Raw genomic sequence first — 21,267 nt, forward strand, 5'->3', positions numbered from 1 at the left:
GCCAAACTCTACCTGGAACGGTGCGATCACACTCGCAGTCACCATGATAAAGTCCAGCGAGTGCGGGATCATCTGCTTCCGTTTTTTAAAGATAAGGCGCTAACCCAAATCACCACGTTCGACGGCGAGCAGTATAAACGCCAACGATTAGAGGCAGGCGCTGCATCCGGTACCATCAACCGGGAGTTGGCTATTCTATCCCATATCCTCAATAAAGCGATTGAATGGGGCTGGATTGAGAAGCGTTCCTGTAAGCTCAAGAAACTGAAAGAGGACAGTGGACGGATTACTTATCTCACCGTAGAGCAAGCCAATCGGCTGGTTGAGGCGGCTAAGGCGGATGTTCACCCTTACATTTACGCCATTATCCTGATTGCGCTGGAAACCGCCATGCGGCGCTCGGAAGTCCTGTCCATCCTCTTGAAGCACATCGATCTGAACCGGCGTATGATTTATATCCCCGAAGCCAAGGCTGGCAGCCGGGAGCAACCCATCACCGAGCATCTAGCTCAATTCCTGAGCCAATTCATGCTGGGGATTCCCCACGATCAGCCGTTCCTCTTCCCGCAGCCCAAGTCCAAGACCGGCCATATGGTAGAACTTTTCAAACCTTTTAAACGGGTCGTAAAGGCTGCTGGCCTTGATCCCGAGGAAATTGTCTTCCATTCCCTGCGCCACACAGCCATTACGCATTTAGTACAAGCAGGTGTCGATTTGGTGACGGTGAAACGGATCTCCGGCCACAAGACCTTACAGATGGTTGAGCGCTACGCCCACCAGAACGGCCAACACATTCAGGCGGCAATGGACAAGTTGCAGAGTCGCTATAACCTGAGTTAATCAGAGACTTGATTTCTAAACTCTTCAAGAAGTCGTGTTAATCTCCTAATTTCAGTTCTAATCGTATTAAAACTTTGACTGACTTTAGGTTTCTGGCCTTGGTTTATTGCGATTACAATTTCTTCTAATTGTGTTTCGTATTTCTTAATCTGTCCCTCAATAACAGTACTGTACTCTAAAGCAGAAATAATATTAGCTTTCATTGAATAAAAAATCCCATTTATATAAACCCATAATAATATTAAAACATATAGAGAGGTTCATCTTTACTTAAGGTTCAGCTTCCCGGTAAATCCCGGCACGTCCCAGTCGTTCTTTGTATATCGCTTACCCCTGAAATCCCACTGTTTCCCGGCACTTCCCGGCAAGACTGCACCAAAGCGACACCTTGGCCTAAGATGACCCTCATCCCCTAAAAACTCAAAAACCCCGAAACACTGTCCAGGGTTTAAAAGAAGGTGGTGCCACCTCGCAGAATTGAACTGCGGACACGCGGATTTTCAGTCCGCTGCTCTACCAACTGAGCTAAGGTGGCTTGCAATCGACAACATTGCTATTAACCTCCAAAGACAAAGCGCTGTCAAGACATCGCAGCTGAGTTCCCGCCCGATGGACATCTCATCTTTACTTGAGAAATCTTGAAGCAAGGGAGCCAGTAATCACACTTGTCAAAGGATAACCCGCCCTGCGGTATGGTACGATTGTGATGGGTAAAAATTGAGGGGAACATAATGGAAGTGATGATTCTGCTGGGCTTGCCGCTGATTTTCTTGTATTTCTTGCCAACCTGGGTGGCCCTGCGTTTCAGGCATCGACAGTTGCCGGGCATTTTTACAGTAAACCTGCTGGCTGGATGGAGCTTGGCGGGCTGGTTGATGGCGCTGGCTTGGGCCATCTTCCCGTGGGGACACCGAAAATATCAACTATCCCCCGCATAGGACACAGGCAAGCAGCAATAAGCCCAAGAGGGTCACGGAACGGGATCAGTGCGGATTTTCGGGTGAAAAAGCTGTAAGCTTTATAGGCGGAAACACTGAGCCATCAGGCATCTTCTCTGACCTACGCCATGCGGTTTCTAAAAGCCGTTAATAAAGCAGGTCTATGCAGACGGATCGGCAGGGTCCTGATTTTGGGGGCTGGGTAAGGGGAAAATCTTTCGTACCAGCATGATTAATAAGAAAGCGAGCAGGAACATCACCGCCAAAGAGGCGATATAAATGGGCAGGTAGTTCACGTACCACACGGAAATCAATCCACCCACCACGCATAAGCTGTAAAGGTAAGTGACTGTGCGTATTTGACCCATACCCGCCTTTAAAAACTGGTGATGGATGTGATCCGCATCCGGCAGGAAGGGGTTTTTACCCCGCAGGAGTCGCCGAAACACCGAGTAGGTAATATCCAGAATGGGTACACTCAACACGAAAATGGGCAGTAACATGACGGCCACCTTGGTCTTTAAAACCCCGGTCACCGCAATACAGGCCAGTAAAAATCCGCAAAACAAAGCCCCACTGTCTCCCATAAAAATGCGGGCCGGATGAAAATTGTAAACCAGAAAACCCAGACTGGAGCCGGCCAATAGCGCGGCCAACAACGCCGAGGAAGGCTGATTGGTAAACAACGCGACGATGGTGAGGGTCAGCGCCGATAAGGTCGTGACCCCGGCGGCCAGCCCATCAATGCCATCAATGAAATTCATGGCGTTCATCAGGCCGACCAGCCAAATCACAGTCACCGGGAGACTGAGCGCATTGAGAACCAGCAGTTGGGCGCCCGGTAAATCCAGATTGTTGATTTGAATGCCCAGAAAGAAAGCGGTCAGGGCGGCAATGAACTGGATACTCAACTTCAGGTAGGGCGACAGATTGAAGAGATCATCCAGTAAGCCCAGTAAAAAAACGATGGTGCCTCCCGCCAGAATACCGGGCAGGGCGTTGTGTAGCTCCGGACGCCAGCCCAGAAACACAATCACCCCCAGCGACAACATGAAAGCCAGCCAGATGGCCACACCGCCCAGGCGGGGGATAGGGTACTTGTGGATTTTTCTGGCCCCGGGCGCATCGTAATAACCGGCGGCAATGGCCTGCTTCCGAACGATAGGAACCAGAATGAAACTGACCATTAAGGCCACGATAAAACCAATCGCATCGATCAAGAAGGGTGAATTGGCATATTCCAGCTTAATGATGGCTGAGCGCCTCCCGTTTCAGGCTTGTTCCCAGTTCCGGATAGAGGGGAAACTGTTGACTCAAAGCCTGTACTTCCTTTACCAGAGTCTCTATATTTTCACCCTTTTTGAGCGCTTCGGCAATAATTTGTCCCAATTTGCGCATGGCCGCTTCATCAAAGCCCCGGCTGGTCAGGGCAGGCGTACCCAGACGAATGCCGCTGGTGATGAAAGGCGATTGAGGATCGTTGGGGATGGTGTTCTTATTGGCGGTAATATGAATCTCTTCCAGCAGGTTTTGGGCGGCCTTGCCAGTCAGATTAACATTGCGCAAGTCCAGCATCATCAAGTGATTGTCGGTACCGCCGCTCACAATATTGATGCCGTTCTCCATCAGGGATTCAGACAGCGCCTTGGCATTGGCGATGACCTGCTTTGAGTAGGTCTTAAACTCGGGGGACAGGGCCTCTTTGAAGGCTACCGCCTTGGCGGCGATGACGTGCATGAGTGGACCGCCTTGAATACCGGGGAAAACGGCCTTGTCCACGGCCTTAGCGTAATCGGCCTGGCATAAAATGAGTCCGCCACGAGGTCCCCGCAGGGTTTTGTGGGTGGTGGTGGTCACAAACTGGCAGTGCGGAATGGGGCTGGGGTGCAAGCCACTGACCACCAGACCGGCGATATGGGCAATATCGGCCAGCAACAAAGCGCCCACTTCATCGGCGATGGCTCGGAATTTGGCGAAATCGATGACGCGGGAATAAGCGCTGGCCCCGCAGATGATCAGCTTGGGTTTTTCCCGCAAGGCGATTTCCCGAACCGCATCATAATCAATCATTCCGGTGTCGGGGTTGACGCCGTACGCCACCACCCGGAAAAACAGCCCGGAGAAGTTGACGGGCGAACCGTGGGTCAAGTGCCCGCCATGGGAGAGGTCCATCCCCATGATGGTATCGCCGGATTTTAACCCCGTGGCCAGAAATACGGCCATATTGGCCTGAGCGCCACTGTGGGGCTGTACGTTGGCGTGATCGGCTCCAAATAACTCCTTGGCCCGGGCAATGGCGATTTCTTCAGCGGTATCCACATGCTCGCAGCCGCCATAGTAGCGTTTGCCGGGCAAGCCTTCCGCGTATTTATTGGTCAGCACGCTGCCCATGGCCTGCATGACGGCCAAACTGGTAAAGTTTTCGCTGGCAATCATCTCCAGGGTGTTCTGCTCCCGGTGCAGCTCATCCACAACGGTTTGGTAAATCTGGGGGTCGGTCTGTTGGAGCAGATCGAGGTTCAGCATGATGGCATCTCCTTTGCGGCGCAGGTTTCAGCGCTTTGTTTCGTAATATCAATCCGGGGATCACTCATCATATCCACCCGCTTTTGATGACGGCCGCCGTCAAAGGGCGTTTCCAGCCATTCGTCGATGAGTGTAAAAGCCAATTCAGGGGCCAGAACCCGCCCGCCCAGACAAAGCACGTTGCTGTCGTTGTGGCGACGGCTGAGAATGGCCGTGTTGTGATCGTGGGCTTCAATGGCCCGAATCCAGGGGTAGCGATTGGCGGCAATGCAAACCCCAATGCCACTGCCGCAGCATAAAATTCCGTAATGCGTTTGCTCGGGAGCTTCTTGCTGGATGCCTTGCACGGCCTGGGCCAGCTGGGCGGATATGCTCGGGTAATCAACCGAATCCCCGTTGTGGCAGCCGATATCAATAATCTCAAACCCTTTGTGGCGCAAATGTTCAGCGATTTTTTCCTTGAGGGGAAAGCCAGCGTGATCGGAGCCTAGAACCAGTTTTTTCATCGAAATCCAGCGACCTTTTTATCCAGCTATCTTTTTTACAGTTTGTGTAAATTGTGCAATGTTCTTTATTGCTTGCTGTTGCAGGAAAATTGCAAGCGATTTTTGAACATTTTTTATACGTTCGGCCAGCAATGGCTTGGGGAAACCTGAAACGCCGTTAGTCTAACACAATGGCCCCACTTCTTAAAAGTTGTATCTCATCATTGGACTTGACCCGAACCACGGTAGGGGCAACGCTTTCCAGAACCTCAGCGTCCCCATGCACCACAAAATCAACGTCATCCCCAAAGGTATTGTAAACCGCGGCGGCTTCCCGCGCCGGAAGATCGGTGCCACGGCCCGCTCCCAGGGTCACCAGCAATCCGGTGGGGTTCAGGGACAGCAAATCCATCAGCAGGGCGCTATCAGGCTGCAAGATTTTGAGAGGCCCCCAGGCGCTGAAAGTTTCTGGGGACGGCTGGGGTTGATCCAGTAGCAGTATCAGGGGGGCGGGCCAGTGGCGCTTGATGAGTGCTGTGGCCTTGGGCGGAAGCGGTCCAATAAACGGGGTAAAGGCTGGCAGATCCCAACCCAGAAGCAGCAAGGGTTCTGTTCGTCCTTTCAGCCGGGCCAGACGTTCGAGGGCCGTCGGTCGATCCGGCCTGACCGCAAGAATATAGCCTTCCGGGCCGGGCAAGGCAATCAGTCCGTCCGGCTTTTCCAAATGAGACAAGGCATTCAGCAAAGTCAAATCCATAGTTTTATTTTACCCTGATTGCGGCAGGCCAAACCGGCGGGACTTAACAAAATCCCGATTTTTCCGTAGCATAGAGCTATTGATTGTGATTGTTATGCCGTGCGCAGAGAGTTCCCCCGATGTCTGAGAAAATCAGGTTATTGATTACCGGCGGCTGTGGCTTTATTGGCAGCTGGCTGATTCGTCATTTGCTGCAACAACACACCGATATCCACATCACCAACCTGGATCTACTCACCTATGCGGGCAATCCGGAGAATCTGAAGTCCGTGGCGTCCGATGAGCGCTATCGCTTTGTGCAGGGGGATATTTGCGATGAGGCGCTGGTATCCCGCCTGATGGCAGAGGCCGATGTTTGCGTGAACGTGGCGGCCCAAACCCACGTGGATCGCAGTATCAGCGGTCCCAGCGAGTTTATTCGCACCAATGTATGGGGCACCCAGGTTTTGTTAGAGGCGGCCAGACAGCGGGGCGTGCGGAAGTTTGTGCAGGTGTCCACTGATGAGGTGTATGGCAGCATCGAAGGGACGGCCAAATTTACCGAAGCATCGCCGCTGGAGCCCAGCAGTCCCTACTCCTCCAGCAAAGCCGCCGCCGATTTGATCGCCCTCAGCTATTGGAAAACCTACGGGATGCCGGTGTGCGTGACCCGGTGCACCAACAACTACGGCCCCAACCAGTACCCGGAAAAGCTGATTCCCCTGTTCATCCTGAACGCCTCGGAGAACAAGCCGGTGCCGGTTTATGGGGATGGCCTGAATGTGCGGGACTGGATTCACGTTCAGGATCACAGCGCCGGGGTGGCCCGGGTGATATGGGACGGGGCTCCCGGTGAAGTCTACAACATCGGCTCCGGGAATGAGCTGAACAACCTGCAAATCACCGGGCTTATCCTCAAAGCCCTGGGCAAGGATGAGAGCCTGATTCGTTTTGTCACCGATCGGCCCGGACACGATCGCCGTTATGCGCTGGATTCCGGAAAAATTGAACGGGCGCTGGGCTGGAAGGCCCAAATTCCCTTTGAGCAAGGCATGGCCGAAACGGTGCGATGGTATCTGGATAATCCCCAATGGGTGGCCAATGTGCGCCAGCGGGAACCACAAAGCCCCTTGGCCAGCGCAGCTGCTCAGTAGCCGATGACCATTCTGTAAAGGAAGTGATGCGTTATGGGTTTTAAGAACATTGTGGTGGTTGGTGCTGCCGGGATGCTGGGCCAGGAGTTGGTCACCCACTTTCGTGGGAAAGGCTATTCGGTGTTTCCCACCACCAGCGAGACCTTGAACCTGTTGGTCACCGAAGATGAGATGACGGAAAAACTGGAGCCTTTCCAGCCGGAAGTGGTCATTCAGTGTGCCGCCTTCACCAATGTGGATGCTTGCGAACGGGATCCGGACATGGCGATGGCCATTAATAAGGATGGCACCCATAAATTGGGCTTGGCCAGCCAGAAACTGGGCGCTGTTTTTGCCTACATTAGCACCGATTACGTGTTTGACGGCCTGAAGTCAGAGCCGTACCTGCCCGAGGATCGTCCCAACCCTATCAATACCTACGGCCTGTCCAAGTATTACGGCGAGCTGTTGACCACTGAGCAATTGGAGGCTTATTACATTATTCGCACCAGCTGGCTGTTTGGCATCCATCGGAATAATTTTGCTCAATGGATACTGGATCAGGCCCGTCAGGGGAAAGCGGTGAAGGCCGCTGAAGACTGGGTGGGAACCCCCACCTGGACGGGGAATCTGGCCGTGGCCATTGAAAACATCATAAACTCAGGACAGTTTGGGGTACATCATGCCGCTGATGCCGGTGCCATATCCCGGTACGAGCAAGCGATCCGCATTTGCCAGATGGCGGGCCTGTCCACCGAGGGTATTCACCGGGTTCACAGCAGTGACCTGGGCTTGCCAGCCAACCGTCCCCAGTTCACCCCGCTGGCCTGTCCCAATCTGGCTGTTCCCTCCTGGGAAACCGGCTTTCAGGCTTACTTCACCCAGTATCAGCAACAATCAACGGTATTGTGAATCTCGCTATGAAAAAACGCCCCTCCGATCAGTCCAAAACATCCGGCAAATCCGTCGGTAAATCCGCCAGCGCTTCCTCCAAAAAGAAAAAAAGCGCGGGAAAACCAGCCAAAGCGGTGTCGCCTAAAGGGGCCGGTAAAGGAAAAGCCGGAAAAACCCCTAAAAGTAAGTCGGGCTTAACCCCCAGCGTGCTGATTTCGGGGTATTACGGCTTTGACAATCTGGGGGACGAGTTGATCCTGAAGGTGCTGGTGGACGAACTGAAGGATCGGGGCGTTAAAATCACCGTGCTTTCCCAAAATCCCAAAAAAACCACCGCCCAATACGGGGTGAATGCCATCAAGCGCACCAGCTTTATTGATATTGTGGACGCCCTGGCCTCGGCCAATCTGTTCATCAGTGGGGGCGGCGGCTTGTTTCAGGATGCCACCGGCCCCATGAGCGCGTTGTACTATGGCGGCCTGATTCATTTGGCCCGTTTTTTCGACGTGCCGGTGGTGTTCTGGGCGCAGGGGGTGGGCCCGCTGCGAAAGGCACTCTCTCGAAAAATGACCGCCGCCGCCTTGCGCAAGTGCGAGAAAATTATGGTGCGCGATGAAAAAAGCGCTTTGCTGGTGCAAGAACTCACTGGTGAAAAGCCGGAGATCACCGCCGATCCGGTGTGGTTGCTGAGAAATCCGCTTGCAGAAAAGGCTGCCGCCCCATCCAAACGGGCATCGGCGGAAGCCGCAAGGGCGTCCCGCTCCTGCGATGCCACCCCGTCCGAGGCATGGACGGTGGGTGTGTCTTTGCGTCCGTGGCATGAGCTGAACGCCCAACGATTAAACGCTTTGGCTGACTGTTTAAACGCCCTGGCCCAGCAGCATGAAGGGCCGGTTTGCTTCAGGCTGCTGCCCTTTCAGAAGAAAGAAGATACGGAGCTATTAGAGGGTTTTGCCAAACAGTTAAAGTCCACCAGCCGGATTTCCGTGTCTCTTGTGCCGCCAGAGGGCGTGCTGGACAGTCTGGCCGGATGTGATGTCATTTTGGGCATGCGTTTCCACAGCCTGATTTTGGGCTTGCTCTTTAACATTCCGGTTTACGGGCTGGTCTACGATCCCAAGGTCGCTTCCCTGCTGAGTATGTTTAATCTGCAAGGCACCACCATTGCCGGGCTGAAAGCCATTAGCCCCGACGCCATCAAGACGGCCCTGGAGCAGTACCCCAAGGTTGATCTGAAACCCTTTCAGCAAAAATCCCGAAAAAACCTGACCGCTCTGGAGCGCCTGCTGGATATCCCGGCTGCCCGCCTGGCTTTGTAGCCACACCGCTCTCAAAACTTTTCGGCTAGTCTCTAAAAACAATTGCACATTCTGTGATTTTGAATTAGCGTATTAAAGTTTGGTTCGTCACTTTTATTTTTTGGTTTGATGGGTCCTAAAGTTTAGACGGGAACTTTTGAGATGATGGATTACACGGGAGTTTCACTCTACCCGGTTGCCGATACTGCCGAGAAAAGAAAAGCAGAGGCGGTGAAGGCCGACGGGGCTTCCCCGTTTATGAACCGGCCTGCGGTGAGTGCCGGGCAGGCTTCAGCGGTGAATCCATTTCAGTTGTATCAACCCCTGCAACAAGACGCCTCGACTTTTCGTTTTAAAGAGCCGCTGGCCCCGCCCAATCCCAATTTACCGCAATCCACGCAAACCCGGGTGACCCCGTTGGGCTTACTGCCTGCCAATTTGGCTCAACTGGTCAATGCCAATATGGAAAAGCTGGCCGGGCAAATTATGAGCTTTTTTAACGGGAACCGCAAGCAGAAACCCAGTGAGGAAGAGCAGTTGAACCGACAGCTCAATGACGCCTTCGGGGTGGGTTTGTTGGGAGAAGTGGTTAAAGTGGAAGAAGCCGCCAGCAGCCAAATGCAGGAAGGCGAATAGGCTGAAGCGCCTTAGCTCATTCGGTTTAGACGATGCTGTTTACAGATTTGAGACCACAAAAAAGCTGGTGACGTAGTTAAGCAAGCGGCACGCCAGAAATAACCCCGCCGCATTGCGGTGAAAGACCCGACTGACTTCCCGCCCCTTGGCCAGACGGATACCGGTGCCGATTTGCACAAAGTATAAAACCAGCATAAAGGCCGACACCGAGACGTGAAAATAAAGAAGGCCTTCATCCGCCCCGCTGCTCATGGTTTTCTGCAAGGTGGCGATGGCGTGCCGGTTCAGTTCAATGTACAGCAACAGGCCCAGGTCAATCAGGAAGGCCAGACTCATGGCCGGGATATGTACAGCCCGTTGCTTCTTGAACTTCCAGCCAACCAAAATTAGTAGGACTGCCAGTGTGGAAATCGCGATCAACATAGTGGCATTCTAGGGGAAGCGCTGCGGTTCCGCAAGTCAATCCGGGATATCCCTTTTGCGGGTTACTTTGGCGCCTTCTCCAACAGGAAAAACAGGGCCAGTAAGGCAAAGCGGGGCAGCAAAAAGACCTTGCGCAAGGCGCTGGGGCAGTTGATTTTCTGCAGACCTTTATGAATAAGAGTGAACGGAGCGGCCAGAAAGCGAACCCAGCTTTTGGTCAAGGCGTTTTTAGCGTTTACTAACTTAGCTAAGTTTCTATATAACCAGCTACCTTTGGTTTTCTCACTGATTTGTAACTTCTTCTGGATTTTCTGGTTATTCTCAAAGTCAGCGCTACCGGGTTTGGCAGGAAACAGGGAACCGATGAAGTTGTTCCAGCGTGTGGACAACTCATTGAAACTGACGGTATCTTTGTTCCAGTGGTTGGCGATTTCCTCCGCCCGCACCGCCGGATGATTCTGCAGGCTGGGGTCCTTGGTATAAGTTTCCAGGGCCTTGTCGCCTTTTTTGCTCAGGTAGCCAGCAACGGGCATCCCCAGAATGCCCAGCGCCCAGCCCACAACCGGAATGGTAAACAGCGCCGGGAAAACGACATCGGTGCCGTATTTTTTAACGAAAGCCTTGGCCACTTGCGGGTTGTTTTTATTGCTAAAATGGCTGCGCAAGGTCTGCCAGGCGGTTCCCAGGGAGATGCCGGTGGTGCTTCCCCCGCCAAACTGAACCGAAGCAGGCCTGTTGACCTGACTGCGAACGACCGCCCCCGCCAATTGTCGGGGCTGTTGCAGCGGTAACGATGACATTGAGTGGGAATTGACGTTCACGAGAATCCTTCTGGCCCGACACGGACTTCCTGACGCTCGACGAGCGCTTGCGTTGACTGAGGCTATAAAACCGAAAAATGCACTTTGTTGACTCCGATTATCACAAAGTATTACAAAAGTTTTCGATTTTTACGAATAGCCTCAAGTTTTTAGACGCATGGTTCGATAAGGAGGTAATACAAAAGGTGTAGTTAATGGATAAAGTCCCCGGCGTGAGATAGGGGTTTCCCCAAGCAGCGTGATAGCACGAGGAACGAGATATGGTTGGATCAGTCATTAATTGCAAGCGTTGTAACAAGATTTTTCAGAAAGTAACCGCCAATGAGCATTGCCCGGCCTGTATTCGGCTGGAGGAAGAGGAAGTGACCAAACTGTACCGACGGTTGCAAAAAAGTTCCGCCGATGGCGGCATCACCATTGATGAACTGTCCGTGGAATTGGAAATTTCGGTGGAAACCATTGAACGCTACTATCTGGAAGGCAAGTTGACCACCGGGGTAATGTTCCTGAAAACCGCCTGTCAGGGATGCGGGGCCATTATCCGGGAAATTCAGCGGAAAGGCCGCTTTTGCGTCACCTGTAGCGAGGAAACCGCCAACAAAGCCGGGGTGGAGGTCAAATACATGCAAACCATCCAGAAAGAAGAGGAAGCCGAACGACGTCGGCAGGAGCAATTGCAATTGCTCAAGAAAAATCAGCCCAGTAAGACCCAGCCCCGTAAATTTGGATTCAGCCGTTCCGGTTTTTAGGGGGGGACACGCCTCCGGCTCAGGCCTTCATTTCTGGCAAGCTGAACTTTCAATGGTCAACTCCGCTAAAAAGCGGGATAATAGTGATTGGGGAAATCTGTGATGTTGACCAAAGAGGGGCCCAGCGTTCATGACCAATCCGGTAACGCCTGAGACGGACAGCAATCAATCGCTTCAGCAACCTGCGGCCACGGCCCACCCGGTGCCGGATGGAAAGCCCGGGCCGACCAGGGCGGTGAACGAGCAAACCGTGCATCGCCGCACCAGCGTGGCCGATCCCATTCACGGGCTGATTCAGTTCGACCGCAACGATCCCTCCCAAAACCTGCTGCTCAGCGTGATGAACAGCAAGGCCTTCCAGCGCTTGCGGCGGGTCAAGCAAATGGGTCTGGCCGAATTTGTCTTTCCCGGGGCCACCCACTCCCGCTTTGTGCATAGCATTGGGTCGGCCTCCCTGATGATGCAGGCATTGGAGCAGTTGAACCGGCATCCCAAGACCAAAGTCTTGCTGGACAGCCATTACCCCAATACCAATATTCCTCTCAGTCGCTTGCTGTTGCTGGGCATTCTGGTGCATGACATTGGCCATACCCCGCTCTCCCACACCCTGGAAGACATTCTGGGGCTGGAAGAGCAGGGTTTGCTGCACGACAAGCACTGGAACCGGAAAATCCTGACCGAAGATCCAGAGTTGCAAAAGATCTGGAAGCGCTTTGGCCCGGAACTGCCCCAGGCCATGCTGAACTTTATGGGCGATGGGGCCCCCAAGCACTTTTTAGCCCAACTGATCTCCAGTCAGCTGGACATGGACCGTCTGGATTATTTACAGCGGGACAGCCACTTTTTAGGCGTGCAGTACGGACGCATCGAGGCAGCCCGCATCATCGCCAACCTGGAATTGGCCAAGCTGCCCAACGGCAAGGACGTGGTGGCGGTTCGGGAAGAGGCCGTTCCGGCCATTGAGCATTACCTGTTCGGGCGGCATCAGGCTTACAAAATGGCCTTGCACTCTTTGGATAAAGCCTCCGAGGCCCTGTTGAAGAAGGTGCTGATGCGCTTTCAGTGGGCACGCCAGCAGGGCATTTCCACCGGGGCTCCGGCTGATGAACTGTATCAACTCATGACCGACGGCAAGGCCCTGAGTACCGAGCAGTACCTGCGTATGGATGATTGCTACCTGTGGGAGAAGATCAACCAGTGGGCCAGCCATAGCGAGGATCAACTGCTCAGCGATTTGGCTAACCGCATGCTGCGCCATAACCTGCTGAAGTTTGTGGACCTGGCCAAGTACGGTTTTGGCGGAGCCAGCGTGCAGGAATTAGAACCCGTATACGCTGCTTTGCAGGCCCACTACGAAAAACGGGGCCTGTCCATGGAGTTTTGCTTTGAGGAAACCGTGGTGCATTCCAAGCCCATGTACCAGCCGCCGGATTGCCGGGAACCCATCTGGATTCGCACCACCCGGGGCAATGTGGTGGATCTGCGGGAAATTTCCTCCTTTTCCCTGTCCGTCAAGCCGGATACCAATTTAAAGCACCTGCTGTTCGTGTGGGATCGCGAAGCCATGAAAGTGCTGATTCAGGCCTTGGAGCAGCATCTGCCCATTCCGGCCCTGCCCAAGGGGGAAGAACATCTGGAGAACGAGGGCTGGTTGTGAGGGCTGTCGTTTCGGACCAATCATTAAATCATCCTAAACTTTCCGGCCATTGGTTGAGTCCGGGGGGATAATACCATTAGTAAGGGGGCTACCCGGCCCGGTCACAATGCCCGGCTTTGCGGTTACTCCCGGTCAATTGCAACTAATTGCAACTAGGGGATGCACACCATGATTGATATGGATAAACTGACCACTCAGGCCCAGGACGCGTTTGTGGACGCCCAGAGTATCCTGAAGCGTTTTGAGCAGAACCAGCTGGATGCCGAGCATATTTTGCTGGCCCTGCTGGAGAACGACAAGGGACTGGTGGCCCGTATCTTTCAACAACTCAATATTGAGCCCCGAGACTTGCGCCAGGAGCTGGAAGCCGCCTTGGCCAAGCGCACCCGGGCCACCGTGCATGCTCTGGAATCGGGTCAGGTATTTATCACCCCCCGGTTGAAAAAACTGCTGGATGAAGCGGCGGGTGAAGCCGAGCGGCTCAAGGATTCCTATGTCAGCACCGAGCATATTTTGCTGGCCATGCTGGAAACCGGCGGGGAAGTCAGCGATTTGCTGCGCAAGCGGAACCTGAGCAAGAACAATATTTACGCCATCCTCAAGGACATCCGGGGCGGGCGCAAAGCGGATTCTCAGAATGCCGAGGGCAACTATCAGTCCCTGGAAAAGTACGGCAAGGATCTCACCGCCGTGGCCCGCAGCGGCAAGCTGGACCCGGTCATCGGGCGGCAGGAAGAGATTCGCCGGGTCATTCAGGTCCTCAGCCGCCGCACCAAGAACAACCCGGTCTTAATCGGGGAGCCCGGCGTGGGGAAAACGGCCATTGTGGAGGGCTTGGCCCTGCGCATTATCAACGGGGATGTGCCGGAGAGCCTGAAAAACCGCAAGCTGATTTCGCTGGATATGGGCGCGTTAATCGCCGGGGCCAAGTACCGGGGCGAGTTCGAGGAGCGCCTGAAATCCGTCTTGAAAGAAGTGCAATCGGCGGAAGGCGATATCATCCTGTTCATCGATGAATTGCACACCGTGGTGGGGGCTGGGGCGACCGATGGGGCCATGGATGCCAGCAACCTGCTGAAGCCCATGCTGGCCCGGGGGGAGCTGCATTGCATTGGGGCCACCACCATTAATGAGTACCGAAAGTACATTGAGAAAGACGCCGCCCTGGAGCGCCGTTTTCAGCCGGTCATGGTCAATGAGCCCAGCGTGGAAGATACCATTAGCATTTTGCGGGGCTTGAAAGACCGCTACGAAGTGCATCACGGGGTGCGCATCAAGGATTCCGCCATTATCGCCGCCGCCACGTTATCGCACCGTTACATCAGCGATCGGTTTTTGCCGGACAAGGCCATTGATTTGATCGACGAGGCCTCTTCCAAGATTCGCATGGAAATTGACAGCCTGCCTCAGGAACTGGACGAGATTTCCCGGCATCTCATGCAACTGGAAATTGAGGCCGAAGCGCTGAAGAAGGAGCAGGACAGCGCTTCTCAGGACCGTTTGAAACGGCTGGAGCAGGAAATCGCCACATTGCGCCAGCAAAAAGACGCCTTTGAATCGGCCTGGAAAGCGGAGAAAGAAGACATTCAGGCCGTTCAACGCATTAAGGAGGCCATGGAGCAAACCCGGGTGGAAATTGAGCAGGCCGAACGGGAAACCGATCTGGCCCGGGCCGCTGAGCTGAAATATGGCCGCCTGCGGGAATTGCAAACCCAGCTGGAAGCGGAAGAACGCAAGCTGAATGCCGGGACAAAAGCCGATGGCAAGCCCATGCTGAAAGAAGAAATCGACGAAGAGGACATCGCCGAGGTCATCAGCCGCTGGACGGGCATTCCGGTGGCCAAGCTGATGGAAGGCGAGGTGGAAAAGCTGCTGAAGATGGAAGAATTTCTGCACCAACGGGTGGTGGGACAGGAACAGGCCGTGCAGGTCGTTTCCGAAGCGGTGCGCCGGGCAAGGGCTGGACTGAAGGACGAAAGCCGTCCCATTGGGGCGTTTCTGTTCCTGGGGCCCACCGGGGTGGGTAAAACGGAGCTGACCAAAGCCCTGGCCGAATACCTGTTTAACGATGACAGCGCCGTGGTGCGCATTGATATGAGCGAGTACATGGAGAAACACGCCGTGGCCCGGCTGATTGGGGCCCCTCCCGGCTATGTGGGCTACGATGAGGGTGGACAGTTGACCGAGGCCGTTCGCCGCAAGCCCTATTCCGTGGTGCTGTTTGATGAGGTGGAAAAAGCCCACCCGGATGTCTTTAACGTCCTGCTGCAAGTGATGGATGAGGGGCGTCTGACCGACAGCAAGGGCCGCACCGTGGACTTCCGCAACACGCTGATCATCCTGACCAGTAACATCGGCAGTCCCATCATTCTGGAAGCTCGACTGAAGGGTAGTCTGGCCCAGCCGGGTAGCGATGAAGCCATGCGGGAGCGGGTCATGGAAGAAGTGCGGGCCAGCTTCCGCCCCGAATTCATTAACCGGCTGGATGACATCGTGTTCTTTGAAGCGCTGAAGCCCCAAGACCTGCGGCGGATTGTGGATATTCAGTTAAAGCGCTTGCACAAGCTGTTGGCCAACCGTCACATCGCCATCGAACTGAGCGAGGAGGCCAAAGATCATTTGGGCAATCTGGGCTATGACCCCATTTACGGGGCCCGTCCGCTGAAGCGGGTCATTCGCAAGTACCTGGAAAATCCCCTGGCCAGTCTGTTGCTGGAAGGGCGTTTCAAGGATGGGGATCGGGTTCTTGCCGAAGTGGATCCGCTGAACGACAAGCTGTTATTCAGCCGGAAACCGGCCTCAGCGCAAAGCAGTCATCAAGCCACGGAAACCGCAGCGGGGAGCCAGCGTCCATGATTGAAGTCTCTCGATTAAACGGCAGTATTTATTTTCTCAATCCGGATTTGATCCTGACTCTGGAGGCCACCCCGGATACGGTGATCACCCTGACCACCGGGGAGAAACTGATGGTGCGGGAATCCCCGCAGGAGCTGATTGATCGCTTTGTGGCCTTCAAGCGGCGCATTGTCTCTGAACTGCCCGAGGTCAAGGCGCAAACGCCCCTGACTTCAACCATTTCGGAATGATTCTCCACCGTGCTATTTGTCATTCCCGCGGAAGCGGGAATCCAGATTTATAGTGCTTAATTAGCCAGAAAATATCCCTCCTAATGCTCTTTTCCTGGATTCCCGCTTTCCGCGGGAATGACAGCTCAAGTGCGGGAATGACCGTCCTAGATATGAAAAGCAAAGTAAAACAAGTGCATCCAACTTGGACAGTCGGCCTTGGGATAGTATCGAATTATTTTGGGCTGCCGTCTGCTAAGTTCAGCTTTTAGCTCAATCCGCCAAGGCGCTCGAAGCCAAGCTGGATGGCTTGTTCGCTGAAGCCATGTTGTTTGAGAATGATGGCCAATTCCAGGGCATGTGCGCCTTGACGCATGTTTTCATTCAGCCAATCTTGCCAGTGAGGCGGGAGTTCAGAAGTACCCATGGGCAGGTCGAAATCCAGCAAGTGCTTTGCCAGCACCGCATCCATTTGCCCCTGATCGATCAGATGCTGCACCACGGCATGCCCGGAGCGGGGCACCGGATACAGGCTGCAATTGGGCAATGCACCGTAGCGATGGGCGTGTAACACATCCAGATTGACCGACTCCGGGGCATTGGCATCCGGCTGAGTGCCGAAAATCACCCGTAAGTCACAAGTAGACTGGCGCTCTCGGGATAATTGGGGGAGATCCGCATACAGCGACGGCGGCGGATGGTCGTGCAAATCCAGCATGACCCGCAGCCAGCGGCGATCATGATAAGTCAGGGCCTGCTCCACATTCAGAAAGGACAAGGGCCCAAAGGCCACGATGCGCTTCACCTTGAGCAAAATACCAAACATTATGGCCGCATAGGCTCCCATGGACTGCCCGATGGTAATGACATGACTGGGCTGGATTCGGGCGATGAGCTGTCGCAGGCTGTCGGCCACTGCATCCACATGGCTGCCCAATCCGGGAATTTCCCGGTGATACCAGCTATTGGTACAATCTCGAATCAAAATACGATTAAACACTTGCCCCGTGGTGACTTCCAGCTTTTTGACCCGACCGTAAAAGTCGAAAGCAGGTCGTTGCTCCCAGTTCACAAACCCAAAGCTGAGGATTAAGGGCTTTCCCGGGTGAATTTGATCCACCAGAACGGCGGCCTCGCTCTGGTCTACAATGTCATTGGTCAAGGGGATGGTAGGAAGCATACGAGAGGGTCATTCAGCGCTGCAACAAGTCGGGACGCAATCGCTGAGTGCGTTCCAAGGCTTGGGCCTTGCGCCATTGCTCGATGGCGGCATGATTGCCGCTAAGTAGTACCTCGGGCACCTGTAAGCCCTTATATTCAGCGGGACGGGTGTAGTGGGGGTAATCCAAGAGGCCATCGTAGAAAGAATCCGCCTGCACGGAGGTGAACTTTTGCACCGCCCCGGGCAGCAGCCGGGTCACAGCATCCACAATGCTCAAGGCGGGCAATTCGCCGCCGGTCAGCACGTAATCTCCCATGGAAACCTCTTCCATCTCAGGGATCAGGCTCTTGATGCGCTCATCAAAGCCTTCGTAGTGTCCGCAAAAAAGAACCACTTGGCGGGCCTCACTCAATTCCAGGGCGAAACGATGGTCAAATCGCCTCCCGGTGGGCGTGGTCATCAGCACCCGGGCCGGTTGCTGGAGTGGTAACAGGCTTTGGTAGGCGCTTTCTAGCGGTTGGCAGGTCAAAACCATGCCACTACCGCCCCCAAAGGGAGAGTCATCCACCTTGCGATGGGCATCCGCGCTGAAGTCCCGGAAGTTAATGGCCTCAATCTCCACCACGCCTTTTTGGCGGGCCCGACCCACGATGCTGGCCGAAACATAGGCTTCAATCACGTCTGGAAACAGGGTCAGGATACTGAATTTCATGGGCAACGGCGCTTATTGCTCCAGCCGATCGGCGGTTACCGGATCGGTGGACAGGGCCAGAAAATCGCTGAGGAGGTCAATGGACACCGTCCGCTGTTCCAGGTTCACCTCCGGGAAAAAGCGATGGATAAAGGGAATGACCACGGTTTCCTCGCTGTCCTCAATCTGGATCTCCAGAAAATCAGACCCACTGGAAGAGAGCAGATCTTTGACCTTGCCACGGGAGCGGCCATTCTGGGCGTCCACCACGGTCAAGCCAATCAAATCATCGGCCCAGAACTCATTTTCATCCGGTTTGGGCAAGGCGTCCCGGTTGGCGAACACGGTACTGCCCACCAGTGGCTCCACCGCGTTTCGATTGTCGATGCCCTCCAGGCTGATGACCAGCAGGGGGCCTTGCTCTCGAACCGATTGCACGGAAAAGTGCAGATGCTCACCGGTTTTGTGGTGCTTCAGGGTCAGTTTTTGTCTGGCCTTGGCCCAGGCGGGATTTTCCGACGTGGGACGCACCTTGATATCACCACGCACTCCGTGGCAACCAATGATTTTACCGACCCGAACCAGTTGATCGTTCATCTATTCGGCATCTATCCGTTGATGGCAGTGATCATGCCATCTTCCACCAGAATTTCGGCGTTTTGCAGACGATCATACAGATTGTCGCCCACCCGCAATTCCACGGTGTTTTCCAGCATGCCGGTCACAATAAACTGGCCGTTTTCAATGTTGTCCAGATTCCCCAGTTCCGAGGAAATCTGCATTTTCACGGACGCCATCTGGCTGCGCTTTTGCTGGGCTTCCTGATTGAGCTGTTGCAGTTGGCCTTGCACGTTTTGACCTTGTTGGGCCACTTTTTCCAGTTGTTGCAAGGAATACTGGTACTGGGCTTCCAGTTGCTGCATTTGGGTGTCGATTAACTTGAGTTCGTTGTCCAGTTCGCTTTTGGCACGGGTGCGGAAATTATCGGTGACCTTGGTTTTTACGGTCACCTGGCGCTTCAGTTGAATGCTGGCTTGGGACGTCATGGGGGCCTCAGTTGCTTTTTCCATAATGGACTGCATGGGGATTGAACCTTTCGATATTAATTTAAGTCCATTCTAACAGAAGCGGGTTTGAAAGTGGGATGACTGGCCCCGGAAATAAACATGCGGGGCAGCGGTTGATGATGGCCGACCACTGTGCCAGAATAAACGCATCCCTCTCCCGTGTAAGATCCGATTCCAACCTCCTTCCACCCGTCGCCCTGACGCAATAAAGGTCCTCTGCCATGACCCAGATTACCGTTTTGTATTCCAAAATCCACCGAGCCACCGTCACCGATGCCCAGCTGCACTACGAAGGCAGCCTGACCATTGATCATCACCTGATGCAACAGGCCGGACTGGTGGAGTATCAGCAGATTGACGTGTACAACATCACCAATGGGGAGCGTTTTACCACCTACGCCATCGTGGGAGAAGCCCACACCGGCATTATTCAGGTCAATGGGGCGGCGGCCCATAAAGCCCGCACCGGGGATCTCATCATCATTGCCTCCTATGCCAACATACCCCAGTCTGAAGGCCCCTTGTGGAAACCCAAGCTGGTCTTTGTGGATCGGCAAAACAAGCCCTCTGCTGACAAACCGGCCATGTTACCGGTTTAACCCTTTAAAATAAAATTGCTCTTGCGCAGGGCGTCTACAATGGCTTTATCGGCTTTGAGTAGCGAATTGGCTTCAATTTGCGCGGGGCTCCAGGTGGCCTTCCCCTCAATGCGTAAAGTACCGCCTTGTCGGTGGGCCAAACAGGCTTGTATATCCGCGATGCGTTGGGTGGCAGTATCCAGCAGCGACTGACCGGACAGGCTGGCCAGTGCGGCGGCCACCCCCACGCCTTCGCCCAGCAGGGCGTTGTGCTGTACAATGCGCCCCGTCCCTTGCCCGATGGGGGAATAGCCGGCGGAACGGCTGACGAAGGCGAAATTCTGAACGGCGGTTGTGGCAGGTAAGGCCACCTCCAGACCCACGTTGAAGATGGGCTTGGGCAAATGCTCGTTGGGATACAGTTGCCAGAGTTGGGTGCCCCGCAAATCCAGCCAGTAGGAGAACGTGCCGATGGCTTTTTCTGGAGCGACGCCACCCTCAATGGCCCGGCGGGCGGTCAGTGTCTCCCGGGACAACAGGTTCACGGTCTGGCGTACATAAAGCTCGGAGGGGGGAATGACAGACACTTGCGGAAACGGGCCTTGCTCTCTCAGGTAGCGCTCAAAGTGACGCATTTCCGCTTGCAGGATGGCAGGAGTCGGCCCGCCCTGGGATAACGCGATCAAGCCCTCCAAATCCAGATTTAGCGCCTTGACCTGGGCCACCAGCCCGTTGAATCCCAGACTGCCATCGCTGAGGCGAGACACGTTGCCGCCATCAATGAATATATCGGCGCTGGCGTAACTGGCCGCGGATTTATTCCGCCACAGGTGGTAATCAATGCCGATCACAGGGTTCAAGATATCCAGGTAATCCTGATCCGGGGGAGCGAAGGTTGGCCGGGTGAGGTACTCAGTCCGAAGATCCGAGGGGTGATACGGCAGGGCCTGCGCCAGAATCTGTGGTAACTCCGGGTTTTGGCGCAGACGGGCCTCAAAGGCCTGAAAGGCTTCCACTGACAGGCCGGTAATCCGAAATACCGGGGAAACCCCCAGAAAGTTCTGCTCGGCCCCCAAAATCCCGCCCAATCCTTCCACAAAGGGCAAGCCCAGGGAGCGGGCCACATCCGCATCGGGGGAGGCGTCAATCACCACCCGGGGATGTAGCACTTCAGGCTTCAGGACTTCGGAGCTGCCCTTTGGGTTTGTGAGCAGGGCTTGCTCCGGGAAACCTGCCGAATTCAGGGTGAGTTGCACTGTCATCCCGCTGATCACCCGAACCTTGGCCTCTGCTAGCATGGCTTGCAGCACGGCATGGGCTTTATCCGGGTTTAAAGCCACCCGAATAAAACCACAGCGACTTAAGAACTCCTGAAACAACCCGCACAACAGCTCGGGGGTGATGTCCATGTAGGACAAGCCGCCTCGCACGGAAAGTCCACCCAGGGGGCCGGTGCTGCGCCGGGCCAATACGGTAACGGCTCCGGCCCGGCTGGCCGAAATAGCGGTCAGGATGCTTTCAATTTCATCCCCAACCACCAGCACCTGGCATTGTGTCTCACGCATGTC

At 54.6% G+C, this 21,267-nt stretch carries 23 protein-coding genes and 1 tRNA gene; 11 read left to right on the forward strand and 13 right to left on the reverse strand.

What is annotated here, in order from left to right; all coding sequences use genetic code 11:
• The coding region (locus DF283_RS09590; protein ID WP_303674578.1) for a tyrosine-type recombinase/integrase at positions 1 to 840 on the forward strand (840 nt) is incomplete at its 5' end.
• On the opposite strand, the gene DF283_RS09595 is transcribed toward DF283_RS09590, so the two are convergent.
• Both DF283_RS09595 and DF283_RS09600 read right to left on the reverse strand, forming a co-directional pair.
• Complete coding sequence (locus DF283_RS09595; protein WP_303674580.1) at positions 837 to 1,043, reverse strand: hypothetical protein; 207 nt, start codon at positions 1,041 to 1,043, stop codon at positions 837 to 839. The genes DF283_RS09590 and DF283_RS09595 overlap by 4 nt on opposite strands.
• A gap of 256 nt (positions 1,044 to 1,299) precedes the next feature.
• Positions 1,300 to 1,375, reverse strand: a tRNA-Phe gene (locus DF283_RS09600).
• Between the two features lie 196 nt (positions 1,376 to 1,571).
• Between DF283_RS09600 and DF283_RS09605 the strand changes: the two genes are divergently transcribed.
• Positions 1,572 to 1,778, forward strand: coding sequence for a superinfection immunity protein (locus DF283_RS09605; protein ID WP_303674581.1), 207 nt, complete (start codon positions 1,572 to 1,574; stop codon positions 1,776 to 1,778).
• Positions 1,779 to 1,939: 161 nt separating this feature from the next.
• Here DF283_RS09605 and DF283_RS09610 read toward each other — a convergent pair whose 3' ends face one another.
• The 4 genes from DF283_RS09610 to DF283_RS09625 form a co-directional block, all read right to left on the reverse strand.
• Positions 1,940 to 2,998, reverse strand: a complete 1,059-nt coding sequence (locus DF283_RS09610) for a glycosyltransferase family 4 protein (protein ID WP_303674583.1) — start codon at positions 2,996 to 2,998, stop codon at positions 1,940 to 1,942.
• A 25-nt stretch (positions 2,999 to 3,023) separates the two neighbouring features.
• Positions 3,024 to 4,304 carry a serine hydroxymethyltransferase gene (locus DF283_RS09615; RefSeq protein ID WP_303674585.1) on the reverse strand — a complete coding sequence of 427 codons (1,281 nt, stop codon included), beginning with the start codon at positions 4,302 to 4,304 and terminating at the stop codon, positions 3,024 to 3,026.
• Positions 4,298 to 4,810 carry a ribose 5-phosphate isomerase B gene (gene rpiB / locus DF283_RS09620; RefSeq protein WP_303674586.1) on the reverse strand — a complete coding sequence of 171 codons (513 nt, stop codon included), beginning with the start codon at positions 4,808 to 4,810 and terminating at the stop codon, positions 4,298 to 4,300. The genes DF283_RS09615 and rpiB overlap by 7 nt, the downstream gene beginning before the upstream one ends.
• 157 nt (positions 4,811 to 4,967) lie before the next feature.
• A complete protein-coding gene (locus DF283_RS09625; protein ID WP_303674588.1) occupies positions 4,968 to 5,546 on the reverse strand; it encodes an L-threonylcarbamoyladenylate synthase in 579 nt (192 codons plus the stop codon).
• A gap of 119 nt (positions 5,547 to 5,665) precedes the next feature.
• On the opposite strand from DF283_RS09625, the gene rfbB reads away from it, so the two are divergent.
• The 4 genes from rfbB to DF283_RS09645 all read left to right on the forward strand — a co-directional run bounded on the left by rfbB (position 5,666) and on the right by DF283_RS09645 (position 9,486).
• Positions 5,666 to 6,679, forward strand: coding sequence for a dTDP-glucose 4,6-dehydratase (gene rfbB, locus DF283_RS09630; protein WP_303674589.1), 1,014 nt, complete (start codon positions 5,666 to 5,668; stop codon positions 6,677 to 6,679).
• 33 nt (positions 6,680 to 6,712) lie between these two features.
• Entirely contained in the window at positions 6,713 to 7,570 is an 858-nt protein-coding gene (rfbD, locus tag DF283_RS09635; protein WP_303674590.1) for a dTDP-4-dehydrorhamnose reductase, read from the forward strand.
• 8 nt (positions 7,571 to 7,578) lie between these two features.
• Entirely contained in the window at positions 7,579 to 8,871 is a 1,293-nt protein-coding gene (gene csaB, locus DF283_RS09640; protein WP_303674591.1) for a polysaccharide pyruvyl transferase CsaB, read from the forward strand.
• 141 nt (positions 8,872 to 9,012) lie between these two features.
• On the forward strand, positions 9,013 to 9,486 hold the full coding sequence (locus DF283_RS09645) for a hypothetical protein (protein ID WP_303674592.1): 474 nt from the start codon (positions 9,013 to 9,015) through the stop codon (positions 9,484 to 9,486).
• 39 nt (positions 9,487 to 9,525) lie between these two features.
• On the opposite strand, the gene DF283_RS09650 is transcribed toward DF283_RS09645, so the two are convergent.
• Both DF283_RS09650 and DF283_RS09655 read right to left on the reverse strand, forming a co-directional pair.
• Positions 9,526 to 9,909, reverse strand: coding sequence for a hypothetical protein (locus DF283_RS09650; protein ID WP_303674593.1), 384 nt, complete (start codon positions 9,907 to 9,909; stop codon positions 9,526 to 9,528).
• A gap of 62 nt (positions 9,910 to 9,971) precedes the next feature.
• Complete coding sequence (locus DF283_RS09655; protein WP_303674594.1) at positions 9,972 to 10,730, reverse strand: hypothetical protein; 759 nt, start codon at positions 10,728 to 10,730, stop codon at positions 9,972 to 9,974.
• Between the two features lie 260 nt (positions 10,731 to 10,990).
• Here DF283_RS09655 and DF283_RS09660 point away from each other — a divergent pair, with 260 nt between their 5' ends.
• From DF283_RS09660 to DF283_RS09675, 4 genes are all read left to right on the forward strand, one after another.
• Entirely contained in the window at positions 10,991 to 11,479 is a 489-nt protein-coding gene (locus tag DF283_RS09660; protein WP_303674596.1) for a hypothetical protein, read from the forward strand.
• A 130-nt stretch (positions 11,480 to 11,609) separates the two neighbouring features.
• Complete coding sequence (locus DF283_RS09665; RefSeq protein ID WP_303674597.1) at positions 11,610 to 13,136, forward strand: HD domain-containing protein; 1,527 nt, start codon at positions 11,610 to 11,612, stop codon at positions 13,134 to 13,136.
• Positions 13,137 to 13,304: 168 nt separating this feature from the next.
• The gene (clpB, locus tag DF283_RS09670) at positions 13,305 to 15,992 is read left to right on the forward strand and encodes an ATP-dependent chaperone ClpB (RefSeq protein ID WP_303674599.1); all 2,688 of its coding nucleotides are present in this window, start codon (positions 13,305 to 13,307) and stop codon (positions 15,990 to 15,992) included.
• A complete protein-coding gene (locus tag DF283_RS09675) occupies positions 15,989 to 16,222 on the forward strand; it encodes a flagellar FlbD family protein (protein WP_303674601.1) in 234 nt (77 codons plus the stop codon). The genes clpB and DF283_RS09675 overlap by 4 nt, the downstream gene beginning before the upstream one ends.
• A gap of 247 nt (positions 16,223 to 16,469) precedes the next feature.
• On the opposite strand, the gene DF283_RS09680 is transcribed toward DF283_RS09675, so the two are convergent.
• The 4 genes from DF283_RS09680 to DF283_RS09695 are packed head-to-tail and all read right to left on the reverse strand — an operon-like array spanning position 16,470 to position 19,136.
• Positions 16,470 to 17,381 (reverse strand): alpha/beta fold hydrolase, encoded by a 912-nt coding sequence (locus DF283_RS09680; protein ID WP_303674602.1) that lies wholly within the window; start codon positions 17,379 to 17,381, stop codon positions 16,470 to 16,472.
• Positions 17,382 to 17,394: 13 nt separating this feature from the next.
• A complete protein-coding gene (trmD, locus tag DF283_RS09685; protein ID WP_303674603.1) occupies positions 17,395 to 18,075 on the reverse strand; it encodes a tRNA (guanosine(37)-N1)-methyltransferase TrmD in 681 nt (226 codons plus the stop codon).
• A gap of 12 nt (positions 18,076 to 18,087) precedes the next feature.
• Complete coding sequence (gene rimM / locus DF283_RS09690) at positions 18,088 to 18,651, reverse strand: ribosome maturation factor RimM (RefSeq protein WP_303674604.1); 564 nt, start codon at positions 18,649 to 18,651, stop codon at positions 18,088 to 18,090.
• A gap of 11 nt (positions 18,652 to 18,662) precedes the next feature.
• Positions 18,663 to 19,136, reverse strand: a complete 474-nt coding sequence (locus tag DF283_RS09695) for a YlqD family protein (protein WP_303674605.1) — start codon at positions 19,134 to 19,136, stop codon at positions 18,663 to 18,665.
• Between the two features lie 206 nt (positions 19,137 to 19,342).
• Between DF283_RS09695 and panD the strand changes: the two genes are divergently transcribed.
• Positions 19,343 to 19,720 carry an aspartate 1-decarboxylase gene (gene panD / locus DF283_RS09700; protein WP_303674606.1) on the forward strand — a complete coding sequence of 126 codons (378 nt, stop codon included), beginning with the start codon at positions 19,343 to 19,345 and terminating at the stop codon, positions 19,718 to 19,720.
• On the opposite strand, the gene DF283_RS09705 is transcribed toward panD, so the two are convergent.
• Complete coding sequence (locus DF283_RS09705) at positions 19,717 to 21,264, reverse strand: FAD-dependent oxidoreductase (protein WP_303674607.1); 1,548 nt, start codon at positions 21,262 to 21,264, stop codon at positions 19,717 to 19,719. The two genes, panD and DF283_RS09705, sit on opposite strands and share 4 nt — an antisense overlap.
• Between the last annotated feature and the right edge of the window lie 3 nt (positions 21,265 to 21,267).

The organism is Vampirovibrio chlorellavorus (assembly GCF_003149375.1).
Classification (GTDB): Bacteria; Cyanobacteriota; Vampirovibrionia; order Vampirovibrionales; family Vampirovibrionaceae; genus Vampirovibrio; species Vampirovibrio chlorellavorus_B.

Coding starts and splice junctions, on each gene's coding strand:
- DF283_RS09595 (WP_303674580.1), bottom strand. CDS start 1,043: ATGAAAGCTAATATTATTTCTGCTTTAGAGTACAGTACTGTTATTGAG.
- DF283_RS09605 (WP_303674581.1), top strand. CDS start 1,572: ATGGAAGTGATGATTCTGCTGGGCTTGCCGCTGATTTTCTTGTATTTC.
- DF283_RS09615 (WP_303674585.1), bottom strand. CDS start 4,304: ATGCTGAACCTCGATCTGCTCCAACAGACCGACCCCCAGATTTACCAA.
- rpiB (WP_303674586.1), bottom strand. CDS start 4,810: ATGAAAAAACTGGTTCTAGGCTCCGATCACGCTGGCTTTCCCCTCAAG.
- DF283_RS09625 (WP_303674588.1), bottom strand. CDS start 5,546: ATGGATTTGACTTTGCTGAATGCCTTGTCTCATTTGGAAAAGCCGGAC.
- rfbB (WP_303674589.1), top strand. CDS start 5,666: ATGTCTGAGAAAATCAGGTTATTGATTACCGGCGGCTGTGGCTTTATT.
- rfbD (WP_303674590.1), top strand. CDS start 6,713: ATGGGTTTTAAGAACATTGTGGTGGTTGGTGCTGCCGGGATGCTGGGC.
- csaB (WP_303674591.1), top strand. CDS start 7,579: ATGAAAAAACGCCCCTCCGATCAGTCCAAAACATCCGGCAAATCCGTC.
- DF283_RS09645 (WP_303674592.1), top strand. CDS start 9,013: ATGATGGATTACACGGGAGTTTCACTCTACCCGGTTGCCGATACTGCC.
- DF283_RS09650 (WP_303674593.1), bottom strand. CDS start 9,909: ATGTTGATCGCGATTTCCACACTGGCAGTCCTACTAATTTTGGTTGGC.
- DF283_RS09660 (WP_303674596.1), top strand. CDS start 10,991: ATGGTTGGATCAGTCATTAATTGCAAGCGTTGTAACAAGATTTTTCAG.
- DF283_RS09665 (WP_303674597.1), top strand. CDS start 11,610: ATGACCAATCCGGTAACGCCTGAGACGGACAGCAATCAATCGCTTCAG.
- clpB (WP_303674599.1), top strand. CDS start 13,305: ATGATTGATATGGATAAACTGACCACTCAGGCCCAGGACGCGTTTGTG.
- DF283_RS09675 (WP_303674601.1), top strand. CDS start 15,989: ATGATTGAAGTCTCTCGATTAAACGGCAGTATTTATTTTCTCAATCCG.
- DF283_RS09680 (WP_303674602.1), bottom strand. CDS start 17,381: ATGCTTCCTACCATCCCCTTGACCAATGACATTGTAGACCAGAGCGAG.
- trmD (WP_303674603.1), bottom strand. CDS start 18,075: ATGAAATTCAGTATCCTGACCCTGTTTCCAGACGTGATTGAAGCCTAT.
- rimM (WP_303674604.1), bottom strand. CDS start 18,651: ATGAACGATCAACTGGTTCGGGTCGGTAAAATCATTGGTTGCCACGGA.
- DF283_RS09695 (WP_303674605.1), bottom strand. CDS start 19,136: ATGCAGTCCATTATGGAAAAAGCAACTGAGGCCCCCATGACGTCCCAA.
- panD (WP_303674606.1), top strand. CDS start 19,343: ATGACCCAGATTACCGTTTTGTATTCCAAAATCCACCGAGCCACCGTC.
- DF283_RS09705 (WP_303674607.1), bottom strand. CDS start 21,264: ATGCGTGAGACACAATGCCAGGTGCTGGTGGTTGGGGATGAAATTGAA.